Consider the following 18,935-nt stretch of genomic DNA (forward strand, 5'->3'; position numbering starts at 1 on the left):
CTTGCTCCTTTTCCATTAGGGGCGGCTCGCCGGACGCAGGGACGGGTTCAGCAAAACAATGCTCAAGGCACGCTGGCTACGTGAGTCAGCCTCAACCGTTGTTGGTGCCGTTAAAAAGACGTGTTGTTCGCCGGGTGGTAAGAGGAGATGCAAGGTCACACGCTGTTCGCGCGGTTGGGCAGGAATAGTGTACGAGATTGCTGGCGTATCCGCAAGCCTCAGTTGCAGGTCACGAGGTTCAGCGTAACTCGCCATCGTCAAGTCAAGTTCAACCGGCTGCACCATGGGCAACGGATTGATCAGGCGCAGGCTTGCTTCACCCTCCATCCAGCGCCAGGCGCGTCCCGGCTCACGTTCCTGGGGATACCAGCCTTCACCATAGAGGCCAAAAGGCTGACGAGGGCCGTCGGGCAAGGTGTAGATCGAGAGCAGATCATCATGGTACGTCGGGGCAAGCTCGGGCAGATAGGTCGCCAAAAGCGCACGCACACCGGGGCGAAGATCGGGGCGGACAAGATCCCAGCGAACCACCACGCTCTTGACGTCATAGGCCTGGAAGATCGCGAGCGCCTCACCCGGATCACCAAAGAGCCGGGCGTCGTCCGGTTGCATATACCAGAACTGCCGTATCAGCGGAATCTGCTCGACCAGGGGCACCAGGGGCATCCGGGCCAGATAGCCACCGAGAATGGGCCGTTCGTGGCTCATCTGCACCTGTTGAGGGACAACGCGTTTGAAACTTGCCGGTGGCACATCCATCACCGCCCCCGGCAAAGCATTTAGTTGGGCATAAGCCGGGTGGGTTACAGGCTCAAGCCGCGGCCAGAATGGCGGGGCATATTCCAGGGTGAGCAAGCCAACCACAACCACCAGCAACGGCACCTGCATCCGTGGGGCAAGCCGACTCAAGAGCCAGCGCAGACCATAGACCGCCAGGATCGCCAGGAAGAGGGTAATCAGTGCGGTAAAGAGGAGGGGACGGCGCCCGAGGGCGGCCCCGGGGAGCGCCTCGATCAGCAAATACGGCAAGGGCAGGTTGAGCCGCCAGGGGCCAGCCTGAAGGACTGGGCCCAGGGTCAACAAGAGGAAGAACCCGGCCAGGGCACCCCAGCGCCAGGTTTCACGCCAGGCCATCACCAGACCAAGGAACGCCAGCGACAAGACAAGATAACCCAGCGCCACATTCCAATCGCCGGTCAGGGGATGCCAGACCGAACCGCGTTGCCAGGCGAATGCACCCCAGAGCGGATGGAGGTAGCTGGGCAGAAAAAAATCGAGCAGATTCGCCGAACGATTGAGCACCTCATCAGGATTGGGGGTCAGGTATGCACCCTGAGGAGACGCAAACACGGGAGCAAGCAAAGGTACGAGCAAGAGCAGTGCCGTTACACCAACGAGCAGCAGACCGATCAGCCGCTGGAACCACTGCGCATACGTCGCCCGCAGCGGCCACCAGAGCAACACCGCAAAGAGGCTATAGAGACCTGCTGCGAGCGCATAATAGAGACTGGTATAGGTTGTTAGAGCCAACAAGGCTCCAGCCAGCAAGGCACGGGGATATGAGGGTACCTGAAGAAACTGGAGCAACGCGAGCACATAGAAAGCAAGCCACTGGAGGGTCAACAACTCGAGTTGCCCATCCCAGAGGCGGGTCAGATGAAAGGGAGAAAACGCAAAGATCGCCCCGCCGATCAAAGCGAGGCGGACATCACCCACCAGATGAAAGATGAGCAGATAGGCAGCGAGGCCCGAGAGGACAAAAGCCAGGACCACCGCCAGATTATAGCCTGCGATCGATCCCCAGAGCAGTGTCGCTGGAGCAACCAGCAACCCATTGCTCAGATTAAGCGGCTGCAGATGGAGGGCCACTCCTCCGGGATGGTAGAGCAGCGTCGTAAAAAACGGATCGAGCCCATTGCGCAGAGCATGGGCGACCCACCAGAGATGCCAGACATTTTGCCAGCCATCAACGGCAGCAATTGCCCCACCAGGAATCGCCCTCCCAAAGGCAGGCAAAAAGGGGCTTAGCATCACGAGCGTGAGCGCGAGATAGAGCAAACCGGCCAGCACCAGACGTAACCGGCGCTTTGACGGTTGAGGACGCACTGGCCGGTCACGGACGAACAGACTGGACATGCGCTACTTGACAGCAGACTTCAGTTGGTCAACCAGCGCAATATAATCGTTCATAGCCTGCTCATTGGAGGTGCCCTTCAATTTCGCCCACGAGTCATACTTCATTCGCCCCTGCATATCAAGAATTCCCGGGCGAGAACCGGTTACGTCACCAAGCGTCCCCTGCTTGTAGAGCGCATACAACTTCAGCAATGCATCATTATCGGGGCGCTTTGGCAACTGCTGTACTTGCTGGGCTGCCTGCTCAAAGCGAGCCTTGAGATCACTCATCGTATCCTCCTTGATACACTCTCTACCGCACAACACGTAGAGTCGAACAGGACTGATCGTACCATTGGTAGCGCGTCTGTGCAAGTCAAAACGCAACGAGGAAGCCATTCATCGCTATAATAGTGGAGGACGTTGCCTCTGGCTGAAATCCGGGGGTCTGCGGCCCCCAAGAAGATCGCTTGTGCTGGTGCAAACGGCCAGCTTCGCTGGCCGTTTGCACCAGCACAAGCATAGATTTTAATGAATATGTCAACGAAGTTTTGAGAAAGTTAGACAGGTATGACAGCTCAGAGAACAATTCCAGGCATGATTCTGCTCATCGTCGTTATGCTGATAAGCCTGTACGTCCAACCATCCCGCGTCTACAGTGACGTCGCAGAAGCGCCCGGCCTGATTGACCGCGAACTCATTGGAATGGTCGTACGCGATCCCTGGTACGACTTTAACGCCAATCCGATTTTTCCCAACGAGGTCGATTCTGTTGCCCAGGATCGTATGGGACAGGAACTGGCCGCTGCGGGGGTACGCTGGGTACGCCTCGAATTCATTATTGACGAACAGGTAGGGAGTGTTGAAGAGAATCTGGCCCGGTACGACTATTTCCTTACCCAGGTAGCCCCACGCTACAATCTCAAGGTACTAGGCTTGCTCGGGTTTGCCCTGGTGATCAATGTCGATCCGCGCCACCCCGAGTATGGCCTGGTTGTCGCGGGGAGCATTGATGCCAATTATGGCGGAGGCGTCAATGGCTACATGCGCACCTGGCTTGATCGGGCGCTCACGATTGCGACGCGTTACGAAGGACAGATTCATGCGTACCAGATCCTCAACGAACAAAATCGGCTGCCTGTCTCGCCAGGGCAATTTGGCGGTGGTGAGGGGCTCGATCCGGTACTGATAGGGCGGCTGCACACCAAATTCTACCGTTGCTTCAAACGCAACGAATGCGCCTTCACCTCACTTGATCCGGCCTGGCGTGAAGGCCTTGACATCGTTTCCGGCGGCTTGCATCCTCGTGGCAGCGAACGGCTCTTGCCCAGCAATCGCATCCAGATCGACGCTAAGCCTATCAGCGACATCGCCTATCTCCTCGAACTCTTTGCCACCGAACCGTTTCGCGACTATTTTCTTGCCAACGGGCGGTATCCGCTTGATGGACTAGGGTACCATCCCTATCCAGTCGAAATCGTCACCACCCTGGCCACCATTGAAAGTGATGTGGCCCGCATGAACCAGCGGCTGAACGAGGTACGCACAGCCCTCACCAATGGCGCAAGCCCAGCAGGTGCCAGCGTGCCCTTCTGGATCACCGAGGTGGGCTACAATGTCGCCTACAGTCGCCAGACCATCGCAGGCCAGAGTCTCTTCCTCCGAACGGTCTTTCTGCAACTGGCTCAGCGCGATGATCTGGCCCGCATCTTCTGGTTCAAATACGAAGATTTCCCGCCAGCCGAGGGGCCCAATGCCCAGCAATGGGGTATCGTGCATATCCCATTCACCGAGGATAGCCGTTGTCCCGGAGGGGCATGTTACCTCCCTGGCGGGGAACCAGCCTACCGACGGCCATCCTTCTGGGCCTTGCGTGAATTAGCGGGGCTTCCCGTATATCGAACCTATCTGCCGTTACTACGGCGGTAAAAGCCGAGGGCATGCGGCGCGCAAAAAGCTTAACTGCGCTGGTCGAACAAGCGAGCAAGGCTCGCTTATTCGACCAGCGCAGAGCAGGGTTGAGGGCGTCAGCCCTAAAGATCCGCAGCCCCCAGGAGATTGCCCTGGCATGCGAACAGGTGAAGAGGTATAATCACTATGATCACCAATGGCAAGCCACATGTGCATCAGCATCATGCTCGTGTATGCCTGGAAAGTAATGTATGTATGGACACCACCATTGCCGATCAGCTTGCCCATCGGCTAAGCCAAGAACATGCCCTCATTTGTCAGCGTGTTGCGACACGTATGCTGGATAGGTTTCCAGAACTAAAACGGTCGCTGCGCCTCGAAGAGAACTACTCGCCTATCGAGCGACTCTCGGAGGTCGCTGTTGAACGGTTAAATGAACTGGTGCGTTCCGTCTTGCTCTTTGATCTCCCCTCGCTGGCCGATAATGAACTCGAGTGGGCCTCGGGGGTTTTGCCACGTCGTGGCGTTACCTTTGAACATCAAGATGCGATGGTACGCTGGTTCTTCGAAGAAGTGCGCCAACTCCCACTTAGCGAAGCCGAACAGGCGATCATCATCACAACCGAGCAACATTTTTTGCGTGCGCTCTATCACGCCTACGGCAAGGAGCTACAGGAACAAACCTGAAGCCGTATCGCGCAGAACATGATCGGCTGTACGCACCAGAGGCCAGCTTTGCTGGCCTCTGGTGCGTACAGCCAAGTCGGATTATCGTTCCCCAAGCCTACTGGACGATCAACGTCCCCTGCATGATTGGGTAATGTCCAGGAACCGTACAGATATAGAGATATGTACCAGGCGAAGGGGCAGTGAAGGTGACCGAACCCGACTCACGACCATTGAGCACGCCCGTATGAGCAATGATCTTTGAACGATCGGCGGGCAAATACTCGCCCTGCAAGCCAGCCAAAATCCCAGCCTCGGCAATCGGACGCGAGACATCTTCACCGCCATCAACGAGTACCCAGTTGTGCTGTTGCGCAATAGAGGTATTTTGGAAGTTGAGCGTCACCACTTGACCTGCTTCGACGGTAAGCGTGGTTTTATCAAAGGCGAGCATTTCACCATCAGAAGCAAGATCAATCGTCACACCATCACCTGCCGTACCCGTACGCCCACCGCCACTGCCCTCAGTAGAACTTTCACGCCCACCACAGGCCGCCAGCAAAAGGGCCAACCCCAGCACCAAGACAACGCTCAGAGAGCGCACCAAGCTCTTCATCGTGAACCTTCTTCTAGATCCTAGACCCGCTCAATATACTCACCACTCCGGGTATCAATCTTCAAGCGATCGCCCTCATTGACAAACCCAGGCACCTGGATCACCGCCCCCGTCTCGAGCGTAGCCGCCTTGGTCACATTGGTTGCCGTATCACCGCGCACCGCAGTCGTCGTCTCGACGACTTCCAGTGCGACAAAGATCGGCAACTCAACGCCCAGCAAGACCTCACGGTCGGCATCATAGACGAGATCAGCATTATCGTTCTCTTTGAGGAAACGAGCCGCATCACCCATCATAGCTTCCGTAACAGGGATCTGATCGAAGGTACTGTTATCCATAAAAATCAAACTTTCGCCCTCGCGATAGAGATACTGCATGGGCCGACGTTCAATCCGCACAATATCAATATCAGCCCCGGCGCGCAAGCGATCTTCCATCACCTTGCCATTATTAAGATTCTTCAGCTTGACACGCACAAAGGCACGCCAGTTGCCTGGCGCGACATGCTGAAATTCCACCACCTGAAAGAGGTCATTGTTGTAACGAATGACCATACCATTGCGCAAATCAGTTGTTGTTCCAGCCGCCATCAGAAACTACTCCTTTTAAGGATATGAAGCTCTTTTTCAATAGTACCACTATAGCCGGGGTCTGCGTTCTCGGCAAGTTTTGGGTGAGGCTAGTAGAGCGACCCCACGACTTCGACGCCATTTTGCGCCAGATGGTGCAAAAAGAGCAGATGGTGCAAGTCACCATCATGCGCCATAATGCCGAGTTCATGCGCCACCTCTACGGGGGTATCAAAGGTATCGACCGTGGCGGCAGCCACCAAGACGCGACGCTGACGATTCAAGGCATTCGCTTCTAAACGCAAATGCATTGCGGCACTGTAGATACAGAGATCGGTGCAATCGCCCACGATAATGAAGGTTTCCAACGCGGGACGCTGGTCGAGCCACGCTTGAAATGTCGTGCCCAGGTGCGAACTGAGCGAATTTTTGGCAATGACCGTCATTTCATCGGCAAAAGGAAGCGCAGCGAGCTCGACGATCGTCTGGCTCTCTGCGGTGCCAGCGATGCAATGCGGCGGGTAGGCCGCAAACTCGGGAGCCTGCGGATCGTGGGTGTCCTGGGTCAAGACAAGGTTGCGCACCCCAAGCGCATGCACACGCTGCATCAAGGCCGCCACTGGTTCGCTCAAGGCGGCGACCCGCGGCCCACTCAACGGGCCTGCTTTGCAAAAGCCGTTGATCATATCAACCGAAAGAACCATCACTCGCTCGGGCTGTGTCCCGATCACCTCGGCCAACGCAACTGTCGGTAAGGTCGCATACCACTGCTCGAGATAGCGGAGAAATTGGGCCGACCGTTCCGTCAAATGGGTCATTGTTGGCATCGTATCTTCTCCTTGAGGCTGGGCAAACCTCATGTAATTGAATTAGTGTAAATACGACACTAATATACCAGGAGAGGCGAGCTTTGTCAAGTGAATATGGTATACTGGGAAGCACTATGATCAGCAATGCAACGATAATCGCAACCGAACAGCAGCACACATCGGGGCTCTATCCCAAGCGTGGCGTAGCACTGATACGTGGCGAAGGGGCGCGGCTTTATGATGCGGATGGCCGGGTCTACATTGATTGTGTTGGCGGGCAAGGGGCGGCCAATCTGGGCCATTGCCATCCGGCGGTAGTCGCTGCGATCCAGGCTCAGGCAGCAACCCTGATGAGTTGTCCCGAGATCTTTTACAACGACCAGCGCGCTGCGTACTTGCAGGCACTCGCGGGTGTGCTGCCCTTTCCGGCACGGATCTTCCTCTGCAATTCAGGGGCCGAAGCGATCGAGGCAGGCCTCAAGTTTGCCCGCCTTCTGAGCGGTCGCCACGAGGTGGTCGCGACGATGCGAGGGTTCCATGGGCGTACGATGGGTGCGCTCAGTGCAACCTGGGAACCAAAGTATCGCGAGCCTTTTGCGCCGCTCGTGCCTGGCTTTGCCCACGTGCCCTATGGCGATGCCGAAGCCCTGGACAACCGGGTCAATGCGTCTACCGCAGCGGTCTTGCTTGAGCCAGTCCAGGGAGAGGGGGGGGTGCGCCCCGCCCCGGCAGGCTATCTTGAGGCAGCGCGTACGATCTGTGATCGTCACGGGGCCTTGTTACTGATTGATGAAGTGCAGACAGGCTTTGGCCGAACTGGGCGGCTCTTTGCGCTTGAACATAGTGGGGTTGTGCCCGACATCCTGTTGCTCGCCAAAAGCATTGCGGCAGGGTTGCCGATGGGGGCCGTCGCCATCCACGAACGCCACGGGAGTCTGCCGGGCGGGGCGCATGGCACCACCTTTGGGGGCAATCCGCTGCTCTGTGCTGCGGCCCACGCAGCCCTGCAGGCCTACCACGATGAAGACCTGCCGCGCCAGGCAGCCGAGAAAGGGGCATGGTTGCTTGATCGGCTGACTGCTTTGCACTTACCGCCGGTCCGTGAAATCCGGGGCCTTGGCTTGCTGGTTGGACTTGAATTGAAAACCCGGGTGCAACCCTACCTCCAGGCACTCCTTGATCAGGGTGTGCTCGCCTTGCCCGCAGGCCCCAATGTACTGCGCCTGTTACCCCCTCTGGTCATTGGTTACGACGACCTCGAACAGGTCATCGCAGCGCTACAGACGGTGCTATCATAGAAATCGGATCGCAGATGCAAAAGATCGGCATTATTGATCTTGGATCGAACACGACCCGTCTCATTGTGATGGCCTATGAGCTAGAACGATGCTTTCGCCTGGTTGACGAAGTGAGCGAAGTCGTCCGCCTTGCCGAAGGTGTCGGCGCCACGGGCAGGCTTCAACCAAAACCTATTCGGCGGGCCGTGGTTGCCCTCAGCATGTTTGAAACCCTCTGCCGCCGCACGGGGGTGGATCAGGTCATTGCCGTGGGTACCAGCGCCATCCGGGAAGCCGCGAATCAGCACGAGTTCTGGGATGCGCTGAGGGCTGAAACAACGCTTGACTTACGCATCATCAGCGCCCAGGAAGAAGCGTTTTACGGCTTTGTCGGCACGGCCAATGCGCTCGGCTTGCGCAATGGCTTCACATTTGACACTGGTGGCGGCTCGACTCAAGTTGTGGCCGTGCGCAATGGGCAACCAACCGAGACCTATTCGGTACAGGCTGGCGTAGTGCGGTTTACCGAGCGTTATGTCACCAGTGATCCGATCAGCAAACGCGATCTGCGCAACCTCCGCCAGGCTGCGCAAGAATCATTCGCAGGCCTGACATGGTTGCAAGCTCACCCCAATTATCGCCTGGCTGGGATGGGGGGAACTATTCGTACCCTGGCCCGGATTGACCAGAAACAGCGACAGTACCCACTTGACCGGGTTCATGGATATCAGTTGAGTCGCGAAGCGCTGAGCAACATCATTGAAGTCTTAAGTCGCTCGAATCGGCGCGAACGCGAGCAGATTCCGGGGCTCAAAACCGATCGCACTGATGTCACCCTGGCCGGAGCGATCATCATTGAACAACTGATGATGTGTGGACGCTTTGAGAGCCTGACGGTCAGCGGTCAGGGCGTGCGCGAGGGGCTTTTCTATGCCCATTTCCTGCAGGGCATTGAACCGCCACTGCTCAATAATCCCCGAACTTTTAGCATCAAAAACCTGGCCCGCCTGAGCAACTATGAAGAGGCCCACTGCGACAAGGTTGGTTCGCTGAGCCAGAGTCTCTTTGATCAACTCGCCCCATTGCACAGCTACGGGGCCTGGGAACGTGAATTACTTGGATATGCCGCGATCATTCATGACATCGGCGTAGCCGTTGGCTATTACGACCATCACAAACACAGCGAATATCTAGTGTATAACGGAACCTTGCTTGGCTTCACCCATCGCGAGATTGCCATTCTTGGGGCGCTGGTGCGCAACCATCGCAAAGGTCAGGCTGATCTCTCGCCGTATGCCCAAATTTTCGCAGCCGATGATAGTCAGCGCATTGCCCGGCTGAGTTCGCTGTTACGCATTGCCGAGTATCTGGAACGCAGCAAAAGCCAGGTCGTCCGAGCGGTGCGCGTTGAACTGGGCGAAAGCATCCGTATCGTGGTTGAAGCTGATGGCGATGCCTCGGTTGGCATCTGGGATGCCAACCGGCGCACCGGCCTCTTTCGCAAAGCGTTCGAACGCGACGTTGAGATTGTGCAGGGCTGATGTTGTGACCTCAGGGCCTGTGCTATAATGCACAGGATGGCACACACTGTGCGGTTTATGGATAGCCTATGCGCTGCCCTTCATGCTCGTATGCTGAAACTGAAGTTCTGGACACGCGTAAGCTGAATGACGGTGAGATGACACGTCGTCGGCGCAAATGTCGCGCCTGTGGGCGACGTTTCACGACCTATGAACGGGTCGAGACGGTCAGTTTGACGATAGTCAAAAAAGACGGCAAACGTGAACCGTACGACCGCGAAAAGATGATGCGGGGGATACGCACCGCCTGTTATCGTCGCCCGATTGCCGTAACCCGGATGGAACAACTTGTCAACGATGTGGAAAATGCGATCATGGCGATTGACGACCAGGAGATCAGCAGTACTGCTATCGGTGACGAGGTGATGCGCCGCCTTCGTGAACTCGATGATGTAGCCTATATCCGTTTCGCTTCGGTCTATCGCTCGTTTGCCGATATTGGCAAACTCCGTGAAGCCGTTGATGAACTCTTAGAGAATTCATAATGTTGGGAGCAATGTCGGATGAGTGTTGATACAAGGCCCGAGCAGCGCGAACAGAGTGCGCCCGAGGCAAGCACCCCTCGGCTCAGTTGGAGTGAACGCGTTGTCGGCTCGTTCAAACGTGTCGAGTGGCAGCAAACCCTCCTGATTGCCCTGATGATGGCAATCGGCTGGTGTGCGCTCTTCCTCGGAAGCAGTATCTTGCAGATTCTTGCGGGGATTGTGCCGGTAATGGCGGGCCTCTACCTTGGTCGTCGGGTTAAAGGTGACTGGTTGACGCATGGTCTGGTGCTGGGTGTGGCCGGATTTTTCTTTGGTCTGGTTGTTGTTTTGATCTACGGTGGGCTCGGCGAAGCAGGCTTTGTTGAATTGCCAGCCTTGCAAATTAATCCTGAGGGTGAACCCACGCAGGTCACGATGCAAGAGTTGCTCTTTTTCTATGCCACCTTCTCGGTCTTTGCCCTGATCCCGTTTCCGGCGTTCGGCACCGTCATGTCTGGACGAGCCGAGCAGCGCAATCGGCAGTTGCAGCAAGAGGTTGCCGAGCGTGGTGGGCGGCTCGAACGACCGGGCGTTGTGCGGACGTTGGAGGATCTGCGCGGGCTCTCGTTGCCCCAACTTGGCTCCTTTGTGCTGAACCTGTATCGCAAGAAGGGCTTTGAATTTACGGATTATCGGTTTACCGATAAAGACAAACACCTCGATCTCGACATGGTGTATGAAGGTGAGGCGTATATCTTACGTTTGACCGTTGCCGACAAAGTCCGCCCCGGTACGCTGGAGAGTCTGATCCAGGATATGCGCCGACGCTCGATCAACAAAGGCCTGGTGCTCACATCGACCGAATTCACGCCCGATGCGATGAAGAGCGGGCGTGATCGCAAAAATATCATCTTGATTGATGGGCAAACCCTCTTTGATATCTCGGAGAGTTAACGCGGATGAAGGTAGACCTGACAGGACGAGTTGCCCTGGTGACTGGCGCAGGCCGTGGCATCGGGCGGGCGATTGCGCTTGAACTGGCCGAAGCAGGGGCAACAGTCGTGGTAAACTATCGTGAGAGTGCCGTTGGAGCCGCCGAGGTTGTGGAGACTATTACGGCCAGCGGTGGGAAAGCCATGGCGCTTCAGGCCGATGTGAGTGAGAGCGACGGTGTTGAGGCGATGGTCAAGACGGTGCTTGTGACCTATGAACGGCTCGACATTCTCGTCAACAACGCGGGAATCACACGTGATGGCCTGCTCTTGCGGATGAAGAATGAGGACTTTGACCAGGTCATCGCCACCAACCTGCGCAGCGTGTTTGTCTGTACACGCGCCGTGTTGCGCCAGATGAGCAAGCAGCGCAGCGGGCGAATTATCAACCTCGCCTCGGTCATCGGGTTAATAGGCAATGCCGGCCAGGCGAACTACAGTGCCGCAAAAGCGGGTATCATTGGCTTTACCAAAGCAACAGCCCGTGAAATGGCTGGGCGCAACGTGACGGTCAATGCGGTTGCACCAGGTTTTATCGAAACTGAGATGACCAATGTCTTGAATGACGAAACGCGCACAGCGATTCTCGAGACAATTCCCCTCGGGCGTTTTGGTCAGGCCCGTGAGGTAGCACAACTCGTCTGTTTTTTGGCTTCTGATGCGGCAGCCTATCTGACCGGGCAAACAATAACGATTGATGGCGGCATGGTGATGCATTCCTAGCTTGTCAGAAATGGCGGAACAATGCTTAACAAAGTGCTGGTAGCAAACAGGGGCGAGATCGCAGTTCGGATTATACGGGCATGCCAGGAACTGGGCATCAAGAGCGTCGCGGCCTTTAGTGAGGCTGATCGCGACTCGCTGGCCGTACGTATGGCCGACGAGGCGGTTTGTATCGGGCCACCGCCTCCTGCACGTTCGTATCTTAATCCACCGGCCCTGATCAGTGCGGCCCTGATCACCGGGTGCGATGCGGTGCATCCCGGCTACGGCTTCCTCTCGGAGAACCCCTATTTTGCCGAGATGTGTGCCGACTGCAACCTCGAATTTATCGGGCCGACCGCCGAGACAATGCGGCTGATGGGAGATAAGTCGATTGGACGCCAGACAATGCGCACAGCCGGCGTCCCCACCGTACCTGGCTCGGAGGGAGAACTCAAGAGTATCGAAGAAGCGGTTGAGCTTGCCCGTCAGATTGGCTATCCGGTACTGCTCAAACCATCGGCTGGTGGCGGTGGACGAGGCATGCGCGTTGCCAATGACGAGAGCGACCTCGTTCGTGCGTTTCCCACAGCACGTGCTGAAGCTGAAGCGGCCTTTGGTCGCGGCGATCTGTTGCTCGAGAAGTTTCTGACCAAAGTGCGCCACGTCGAGATCCAGGTGCTTGCAGATAAGCACGGCCACGCGATTCATCTCGGTGAACGCGATTGTTCAGCCCAGCGCCGCCACCAGAAGATTCTCGAAGAAGCGCCTTCACCAATTGTGAGCCCCGAAGTACGTGAGCGGATGGGCCGCGATGCGCTGAGCGGCATCACCTCGATCGGGTATGTCAATGCAGGTACCCTGGAATTTCTGATGGATCAAGAGGGCAATTACTATTTTATCGAGATGAATACCCGCATCCAGGTCGAGCATCCGGTGACGGAACAGGTCACTGGGGTCGATCTCGTACGCTGGCAGTTGATGATTGCCGCAGGCGAACGCTTGACGCTCCAACAGAAAGATATTACAATAGCTCGGCATGCGGTGGAATGTCGCATCAACGCCGAAGATCCTGAGCGCGACTTTTTGCCAGCTGGCGGTGAAATCGAGTTTTATCTGCCGCCTGGCGGTCCTGGTGTGCGTGTCGATTCGCATCTTTATGCGGGTTATACGCCTCCAGGCAACTACGACTCGTTGCTCGCCAAGATTATCACCTTTGGCGAGACCCGTGACGATGCGCTCAATCGTATGCGGCGAGCCTTGCACGAGTGTGTTATTACGGGGATCAAGACAACGATACCGTTCCAACTGGTCTTGATTGATGATCCGGAATTTCGGGCGGCCCGCCATCATACTGGCTACGTCGCAGATCTGTTGCGCCAGTGGAAAGAAGAACGCGCAGCAGCGCTGGTGTGATTGTGACCTGTTGCTTAACAACTGTCACCAGTCTCTGTGACCGTACATGGTTGCATCAACTGGCAGGTCTACGCCCGATGGTACGTCTGTCCCTGATCGGGGAGGTTCCCTGTGGGTAGTCTACGTCATCGCGTGCGGGTTGCCACGCTCCAGATCCTTTTTGAGGTTGATGCGACGGATCATGCACTCGATGTGGTTTATGAGCGTCGTCGTGAAGAGGATCACGTAACCGGTGATGGGGTGGAGTTTCTGCATCGTCTGGTTTTTGGTGTCTGGGAACATCGCTCGTATCTTGATCGCATTATTGAAGAGGCGGCCCCCAACTGGCCCTTGCTCCAGATGCCAGGTGTTGATAAAGCGATTTTACGAATCGCACTGTTTGAACTTCTGCTCGATGAGGTTGAGCAGACCCCTGTAAAAGCAGTGATCAACGAAGCGGTTGAACTTGCCAAACAGTTTGGAAGCGATAATTCGAGTCGTTTTGTGAATGGGGTTCTTGGAACTGTGGTCAACCGCTATCGGTCAGAACCTGACGAATTGTAGAAAGGGTGACATATCTATGGCTTCGCCTGAAGTTGAGGACCGTCTGAAGAAGATTATCGCTGAGCAGTTGGGGGTGGACGAGAGCAAGATCGTTCCCAGTGCTTCGTTTGCGAAAGATCTGAATGCCGACTCGTTGGATCTTGTTGAACTGATTATGTCAATCGAAGAAGAGTTCGGGGTTGAGATTAGTGATGCCGAGGCCGAGAAGATCCTGACCGTTGAAGACGCGCTCATGTATCTTGATGCGCATGCGACTGCGAGTGAATAACGCTTTGTAGGAAAACTATTCCATCATTACAATCCACTTTTACGCTGTTGAGCCATGTTCAAGCTCTGGCCTGTATGACAGGCCAGAGCTTTTTTACAAGCTAATCGTACGCTGGCCCCAGGTCAGGGCCGATTGGTTCCAGTCAAACTGAATGAGCCTGTCCTGATGGCGCTTTAATCACCATCAGCCGCCAGATACTCTGCTCGTGGTGGAACAAACGTATCAATAACCAGAGCATCTTCCAGGGCCCAGACGGCATGGGGTGTGTTGCCAGGCACGGCAACCGCTTCACCGGGTCCAGCTTCGGTGATAGTATCACCGGCCTGGAAACGTAACCGCCCGCGTACGACATAGCTAATCTGCTCTTGTGGGTGCTGATGTACCGGGACAGTACTCCCTACTTCGAGCGCAACCTCCATCAGATATGCCTGATCGGTCGCAAGCAGACGATGACGCCGTACACCAGGAAAGACTTCCAACCAGTTTGCACTCGGTCCTTTCATCATTGGTTCATACTCCATCTACACTTGCACCTACACCGTATACCATGGACCGTTGAGGATGGCGCATAGTCGTCCTGAGTGAAGCAATGGGTCATAGCGGTGGAAACCAGCCGAGATGCTCCGCTCAGCATGACCATACAGTACCTTCAAGCGTCATTGGTATTATATTGGGCCTGCACAACCCACATGTATGATAACACGGTCGCAACACCTTCAGGGGTGGTACCCCGCTAAGGAGTACAAGAATGGCATCAGAACAGGTCTTGTTGCTCGCAGGTAGCTATGCTGCAGCTGATCAGCCCGGGATCTATCTCTTCGCACTTACCAGCGCAACAGGAGAACTGACCCCACTGGGAGCGTGTGCCGGGGTGACAAATCCCTCGTTTCTCGCCTTACACCCTGAGGGCGACCTTGTGCTGGCAACAAGTGAGACCGGGGCAGGCGATGGCAACCCGGGAGGGGTGACAACCCTGCGGCTTGATCGGGCCACACAGACCCTGACGATCCTCGGATGGCAACGCTCGGGGGGCGATTGGCCGTGCCATATCACGCTGGATCCGCGTGGGACATGGGCGGTTGTTGCCAACTATGGAGGGGGCAGCCTTGGCCTCTTGCCCATCACCGCCGAAGGCGTCCTGGGGCCGCTGCGTGATGTAGCGCAACACGAGGGGCGCAGTGTTGATCCTGAGCGGCAACAACATCCGCATCCACATGCCAGCACCGTGAGTGCGGATGGACGTTTTGTCATTGCGACTGATCTCGGGATCGATCAGCTACGGATCTATACACTTGACACAACGCACGGATGCCTCACACCGCACAACCATACACTAGCCCGTCGCGGAGCTGGCCCACGGCACCTTTGCTGGCACCCGAACGGGCGCGTCCTCTATGTCGCGAATGAACTGGACAATACCATTGCCGTCTACGGGTATGATCCAGGCAGAGGCACCCTGGTTGAGCGCCAGATTATCAGCACGCTTTCGGTCAAGACAGGCGCAAACCGGGTTGCGGATCTTCACCTCGACAAGCAAGCCTCGCGACTGTATGTTTCAAACCGGGGCGACAACACCATTGCCATCTTTACGGTCGAACGTGACGGTAGTTTGCAGCTAGCCACAGTCAAGCCATGCGGCGGCAACTGGCCCCGCAACTTCACGCTAAGCCCAGACGGCAACTTTCTCATCGTTGCCAACCAGTACAGCGGCGAGCTTGTGGTGCTACCAGTACGAGAGCATGACGAAGCTCTCGGAGAGCCGATTGCGCGGGCCAAGGTACCCCAGGTAGCGTGCGTAATCGTAGCTTAGGATGCCGCCGGGAAGAAAGCCTCCCACCACAGGCGCCAGTTTTCACGACGCACCGTTTCTGAGAGGACAGAAGGTTCAGGTGCTTCTGAGACTGGATCATCGGCAGGCACAGGGGTAACAAGGCGCGGTAAAATGACCGTATCTTGGGGATAGGCATAGCTCAGGTGATCGCGGGCGGCTCGCTCCACATACACATCAGACTCAGTAAACGCAACGGCTCCTTCGAGCCGTGCGTTTTCGACATGGATCAGCTGAAGCTCAGCCTCACTTTCGATGCGCTGTGCTTCAAGGCGCCCACTCTGCATCACCTGACCGACAAAATTGACGATGAGCAAGGCAATGAAGGTCATCATCACCAGTGCGAGGCCAACCGTGAGCGCACTTTTGCCACTCAGGTGCAACATGCCAAGCATCGAGTCAGCGCGTAGGCGGAAGCCTGTCGCTTGGCGTCGTACGCGCGGACGGGCAAAGAGGCGCCGACGCGCATGCTGTAACCGTCGCTTCATCCACGTCCTATGTTTCGCTTGGGCGCGGCGCTTCGAGCATCAATGGCTCATCAATATTGCTGACCATCGAACTCTGCCCACGGAAGAGACCGCCGGGTTCAATATGCAACGCACCTGCAGTAATATCACCCCAGACTTTACCCGTTGGTGAGATCTCGAGTTGCTCGATCACCGTAATTTCGCCCTTAACGGCACCTGAGACGTGAACGTTTTGCGCTTTAATCATCGCCACAACCCGCCCGGTCTCACCAACGATCAAGTTACCCAGGATCTCGACATCACCCTCAACCGAGCCATCGATACGCACATTGCCATCAGAGGTAAGCGTACCCTGAAAACGGGTATTGGCACCGATAATGGTTTCGGGCTTACTATTCATTGTTGACGGCGTCGACTGATTTTTTTTCGAACTGCCAAACATAATAGACGGAACCTCCTCGCTGGTGCTACATACACTCGTCACCTATGCTTCGGGGATACGATCAGCACTGAGGGCAATGAGGATTTGCAGATCAATGGTATGCAGCGTGATCCATTATAATCTACCTGGCTTTAACCGGCAACTCAATTACGTCTGATGCATCGCCCTATGGGGCAAGACGAACGATCTGCCAACCCTGAGCCATGCGTTGATAGAGGATCCGGTCGTGCAAGCGACTCGGACGGCCTTGCCAAAATTCCAACTGATCGGGGGTGACTCGATAGCCACCCCAGAAGGAAGGGCGTGGCGGATCTTGGGTGTGGAATTGTTGAGCCACCGCATTGAAACGGGCATCAAGTTCAGCGCGATCAGCGACTACCTGGCTCTGGGGTGAAGCCCAGGCCCCGAGGCGCGCAGCAAGGGGCCGTTCGGCGAAATAAGCATCTGATTCAGCAGCGTCAAGACGGGTGACCGTGCCTTCGATCCGAATTTGGCGCTCGAGGTCAGTCCAGTAAAAGATGAGTGCGGCCAGACCGGAAGCATCGAGGGCCTGTGCTTTACGACTGGCATAATTGGTAAAAAAGGTAAAACCAGCCTGATCAAAGCTTTTCATCAAGACAATGCGCGCCGAGGGGCGACCATCACGATCAACCGTCGCCAACGTCATCGCATTTGGTTCACGGAGACCTGAGGCAATGGCATCATCGAACCAGCGTTGGAACTGCATGATTGGATCAGCCGCAACTTCATGTTCGGCTAACCCACGCAGGGTATACTCTTTACGTAGCTCTTGCATCGGTAAAAACCCGTGGTTATGAGATTTCTGGGGCCGCAGACGCTCTGCGTATTACGGTCGGGGCTGCCCCTTCCATAGTATACCCCAGGATAATCCGAGTTGCAGAGGGCGCGTGGCTGCCGTACAATGGCGCGGCGCTATGCGAGCGCTCTATAGTAGGAATCGTGATAGCCTGTTATGCTGCAGACCATTCTTATGCTTGCCTCGACGAGTTTCTTCTCAGATTATGGCAACCATGTGCGCATCTGGGAAGAGGTACGGGCCATTCAACGCCGCGGCCATCGGGTAATCCTGGCAACCTATCATAACGGCGATAATATGCCCGGGCTTGATATTCGACGTTCGTGGGATGTGCCCTGGATCAAACGCGCCGTGGTCGGTTCTTCGCGCCACAAACTCTATCTTGATGTTGGTCTGGCCTGGCGCGCACTGCGGGTGGCTTTCCAAGAGCGTCCGACCATTATTCACGCCCATACACACGAGGCTGCCGCGCTTGGCTTGCCCCTGCAGCGGCTGTTGAAGGTTCCGCTGATCCTCGATTATCAGGGGAGCATGACCAGTGAGATGCTCGATCACGGCTTTTTACGGAAGACGAGCCCCCTCTATCTGCCACTCGTACGGCTCGAACGACTGCTTGATCAACAGGCTGATGCCGTCCTGACCTCCACCCATAATGCGGCTGAACTGTTGCGGCGCGATGGGAGCCTGACCGACGACCGGTTGCATGCCGTTCCTGATGGGGTTGACACCGAGCGATTTCGCCCCTACGATCATTCGTCGGCCTGGGCTGCTCAACGGCATGAGTTACGGCAACAACTGGGCATTCCCGACGGGCGACGGATTGTGGTCTATATTGGACTGCTTGCCCCCTATCAAGGAACGAACGTCTTGATTGATGCCGCACGCCTCCTCGTTGCCCGTCGTCCCGATGTTCATTTTTTGATTATGGGCCATCCTGATCCGCAGAGTTACCGTCGTTACGCGGCGAGTCTGGGCATCGAGCACCACGTCACCTTGCCTGGACGGATTATCTACCGTGATCTGCACAGCTACCTGGCCCTTGGTGAGCTTGCCGTGGCACCCAAGATGAGTCTGACCGAAGGCAATGGCAAGATCGCAAACTATATGGCAATGGGCCTGCCAACCGTTGCATTTGAGACACCGGTCGCTCGCGAAATCCTGGCCGACACAGGCATCTATGCGCGCCACGGCAGCGCCGAAGATCTGGGGGTCAAGCTTGAACGATTGCTTGATGAGCCAGAGCTTGCTGCCAGGCTTGGCCAGGCGGCCCGTGAACGTGCCGTGGCGGCATTGTCCTGGGATCGCGCCGCCCAGCAGATCGAAGCAATCTACGCCAAGGTGCAAGCGTCGCGCACAACGAAACTGGTATAATAGAATCATCCCAACGGGTTTGTAAAAGTGTTTGTGTGCTTGCTTACGGCTACGCTGCGCGCAACCACACAGCACCTTTACA

At 56.2% G+C, this 18,935-nt stretch carries 21 protein-coding genes; 12 read left to right on the forward strand and 9 right to left on the reverse strand.

What is annotated here, in order from left to right; translation table 11 throughout:
• Positions 1-15: 15 nt before the first annotated feature.
• Positions 16-2,136, reverse strand: coding sequence for a hypothetical protein (locus EYB53_RS18770; protein ID WP_135479930.1), 2,121 nt, complete (start codon positions 2,134-2,136; stop codon positions 16-18).
• A 3-nt stretch (positions 2,137-2,139) separates the two neighbouring features.
• A complete protein-coding gene (locus EYB53_RS18775; protein ID WP_135479931.1) occupies positions 2,140-2,406 on the reverse strand; it encodes an acyl-CoA-binding protein in 267 nt (88 codons plus the stop codon).
• A 279-nt stretch (positions 2,407-2,685) separates the two neighbouring features.
• Between EYB53_RS18775 and EYB53_RS18780 the strand changes: the two genes are divergently transcribed.
• Both EYB53_RS18780 and EYB53_RS18785 read left to right on the forward strand, forming a co-directional pair.
• Positions 2,686-4,044, forward strand: a complete 1,359-nt coding sequence (locus EYB53_RS18780; RefSeq protein WP_254151139.1) for a hypothetical protein — start codon at positions 2,686-2,688, stop codon at positions 4,042-4,044.
• Positions 4,045-4,281: 237 nt separating this feature from the next.
• Positions 4,282-4,713 (forward strand): hypothetical protein, encoded by a 432-nt coding sequence (locus EYB53_RS18785; RefSeq protein ID WP_135479932.1) that lies wholly within the window; start codon positions 4,282-4,284, stop codon positions 4,711-4,713.
• A gap of 97 nt (positions 4,714-4,810) precedes the next feature.
• Here the strand turns inward: EYB53_RS18785 and EYB53_RS18790 are convergent, their stop codons facing one another.
• The 3 genes from EYB53_RS18790 to EYB53_RS18800 form a co-directional block, all read right to left on the reverse strand.
• Positions 4,811-5,308, reverse strand: coding sequence for a plastocyanin/azurin family copper-binding protein (locus EYB53_RS18790; protein ID WP_135479933.1), 498 nt, complete (start codon positions 5,306-5,308; stop codon positions 4,811-4,813).
• A 20-nt stretch (positions 5,309-5,328) separates the two neighbouring features.
• Positions 5,329-5,898, reverse strand: coding sequence for an elongation factor P (gene efp / locus EYB53_RS18795; protein ID WP_135479934.1), 570 nt, complete (start codon positions 5,896-5,898; stop codon positions 5,329-5,331).
• Between the two features lie 89 nt (positions 5,899-5,987).
• Positions 5,988-6,704, reverse strand: coding sequence for a cysteine hydrolase family protein (locus EYB53_RS18800; protein WP_135479935.1), 717 nt, complete (start codon positions 6,702-6,704; stop codon positions 5,988-5,990).
• A 116-nt stretch (positions 6,705-6,820) separates the two neighbouring features.
• Here EYB53_RS18800 and EYB53_RS18805 point away from each other — a divergent pair, with 116 nt between their 5' ends.
• The 8 genes from EYB53_RS18805 (at position 6,821) to EYB53_RS18840 (ending at position 13,928) form a co-directional block, all read left to right on the forward strand.
• Positions 6,821-7,984 (forward strand): aspartate aminotransferase family protein, encoded by a 1,164-nt coding sequence (locus tag EYB53_RS18805; protein ID WP_135479936.1) that lies wholly within the window; start codon positions 6,821-6,823, stop codon positions 7,982-7,984.
• A 14-nt stretch (positions 7,985-7,998) separates the two neighbouring features.
• Entirely contained in the window at positions 7,999-9,504 is a 1,506-nt protein-coding gene (locus EYB53_RS18810) for a Ppx/GppA phosphatase family protein (RefSeq protein ID WP_135479937.1), read from the forward strand.
• Positions 9,505-9,572: 68 nt separating this feature from the next.
• The gene (nrdR, locus tag EYB53_RS18815) at positions 9,573-10,028 is read left to right on the forward strand and encodes a transcriptional regulator NrdR (RefSeq protein ID WP_129674786.1); all 456 of its coding nucleotides are present in this window, start codon (positions 9,573-9,575) and stop codon (positions 10,026-10,028) included.
• Between the two features lie 18 nt (positions 10,029-10,046).
• Complete coding sequence (locus EYB53_RS18820) at positions 10,047-10,961, forward strand: restriction endonuclease (protein WP_135479938.1); 915 nt, start codon at positions 10,047-10,049, stop codon at positions 10,959-10,961.
• Positions 10,962-10,966: 5 nt separating this feature from the next.
• Positions 10,967-11,722, forward strand: coding sequence for a 3-oxoacyl-[acyl-carrier-protein] reductase (gene fabG, locus EYB53_RS18825; protein WP_135479939.1), 756 nt, complete (start codon positions 10,967-10,969; stop codon positions 11,720-11,722).
• 21 nt (positions 11,723-11,743) lie between these two features.
• Positions 11,744-13,117 (forward strand): acetyl-CoA carboxylase biotin carboxylase subunit, encoded by a 1,374-nt coding sequence (gene accC / locus EYB53_RS18830; RefSeq protein WP_135479940.1) that lies wholly within the window; start codon positions 11,744-11,746, stop codon positions 13,115-13,117.
• Between the two features lie 111 nt (positions 13,118-13,228).
• A complete protein-coding gene (gene nusB, locus EYB53_RS18835) occupies positions 13,229-13,660 on the forward strand; it encodes a transcription antitermination factor NusB (protein ID WP_135479941.1) in 432 nt (143 codons plus the stop codon).
• A 16-nt stretch (positions 13,661-13,676) separates the two neighbouring features.
• Positions 13,677-13,928, forward strand: a complete 252-nt coding sequence (locus tag EYB53_RS18840) for an acyl carrier protein (protein ID WP_135479942.1) — start codon at positions 13,677-13,679, stop codon at positions 13,926-13,928.
• Positions 13,929-14,101: 173 nt separating this feature from the next.
• On the opposite strand, the gene EYB53_RS18845 is transcribed toward EYB53_RS18840, so the two are convergent.
• Positions 14,102-14,434, reverse strand: coding sequence for a cupin domain-containing protein (locus EYB53_RS18845; protein WP_254151140.1), 333 nt, complete (start codon positions 14,432-14,434; stop codon positions 14,102-14,104).
• A 242-nt stretch (positions 14,435-14,676) separates the two neighbouring features.
• On the opposite strand from EYB53_RS18845, the gene EYB53_RS18850 reads away from it, so the two are divergent.
• A complete protein-coding gene (locus EYB53_RS18850) occupies positions 14,677-15,738 on the forward strand; it encodes a lactonase family protein (protein ID WP_135479943.1) in 1,062 nt (353 codons plus the stop codon).
• Here EYB53_RS18850 and EYB53_RS18855 read toward each other — a convergent pair.
• From EYB53_RS18855 to pdxH, 3 genes are all read right to left on the reverse strand, one after another.
• Positions 15,735-16,244: an FtsB family cell division protein gene (locus EYB53_RS18855; RefSeq protein WP_135479944.1), complete on the reverse strand. Its 510-nt coding sequence runs from the start codon at positions 16,242-16,244 to the stop codon at positions 15,735-15,737. The genes EYB53_RS18850 and EYB53_RS18855 overlap by 4 nt on opposite strands.
• Before the next feature lie 7 nt (positions 16,245-16,251).
• Positions 16,252-16,665: a bactofilin family protein gene (locus tag EYB53_RS18860; protein WP_135479945.1), complete on the reverse strand. Its 414-nt coding sequence runs from the start codon at positions 16,663-16,665 to the stop codon at positions 16,252-16,254.
• Between the two features lie 166 nt (positions 16,666-16,831).
• The gene (pdxH, locus tag EYB53_RS18865) at positions 16,832-17,461 is read right to left on the reverse strand and encodes a pyridoxamine 5'-phosphate oxidase (protein ID WP_135479946.1); all 630 of its coding nucleotides are present in this window, start codon (positions 17,459-17,461) and stop codon (positions 16,832-16,834) included.
• Between the two features lie 177 nt (positions 17,462-17,638).
• On the opposite strand from pdxH, the gene EYB53_RS18870 reads away from it, so the two are divergent.
• Positions 17,639-18,853: a glycosyltransferase family 4 protein gene (locus EYB53_RS18870; protein ID WP_135479947.1), complete on the forward strand. Its 1,215-nt coding sequence runs from the start codon at positions 17,639-17,641 to the stop codon at positions 18,851-18,853.
• The last annotated feature ends 82 nt before the right edge of the window (positions 18,854-18,935 follow it).

It is taken from the genome of Candidatus Chloroploca mongolica, from assembly GCF_004762035.2.
GTDB lineage: Bacteria > Chloroflexota > Chloroflexia > Chloroflexales > Chloroflexaceae > Chloroploca > Chloroploca mongolica.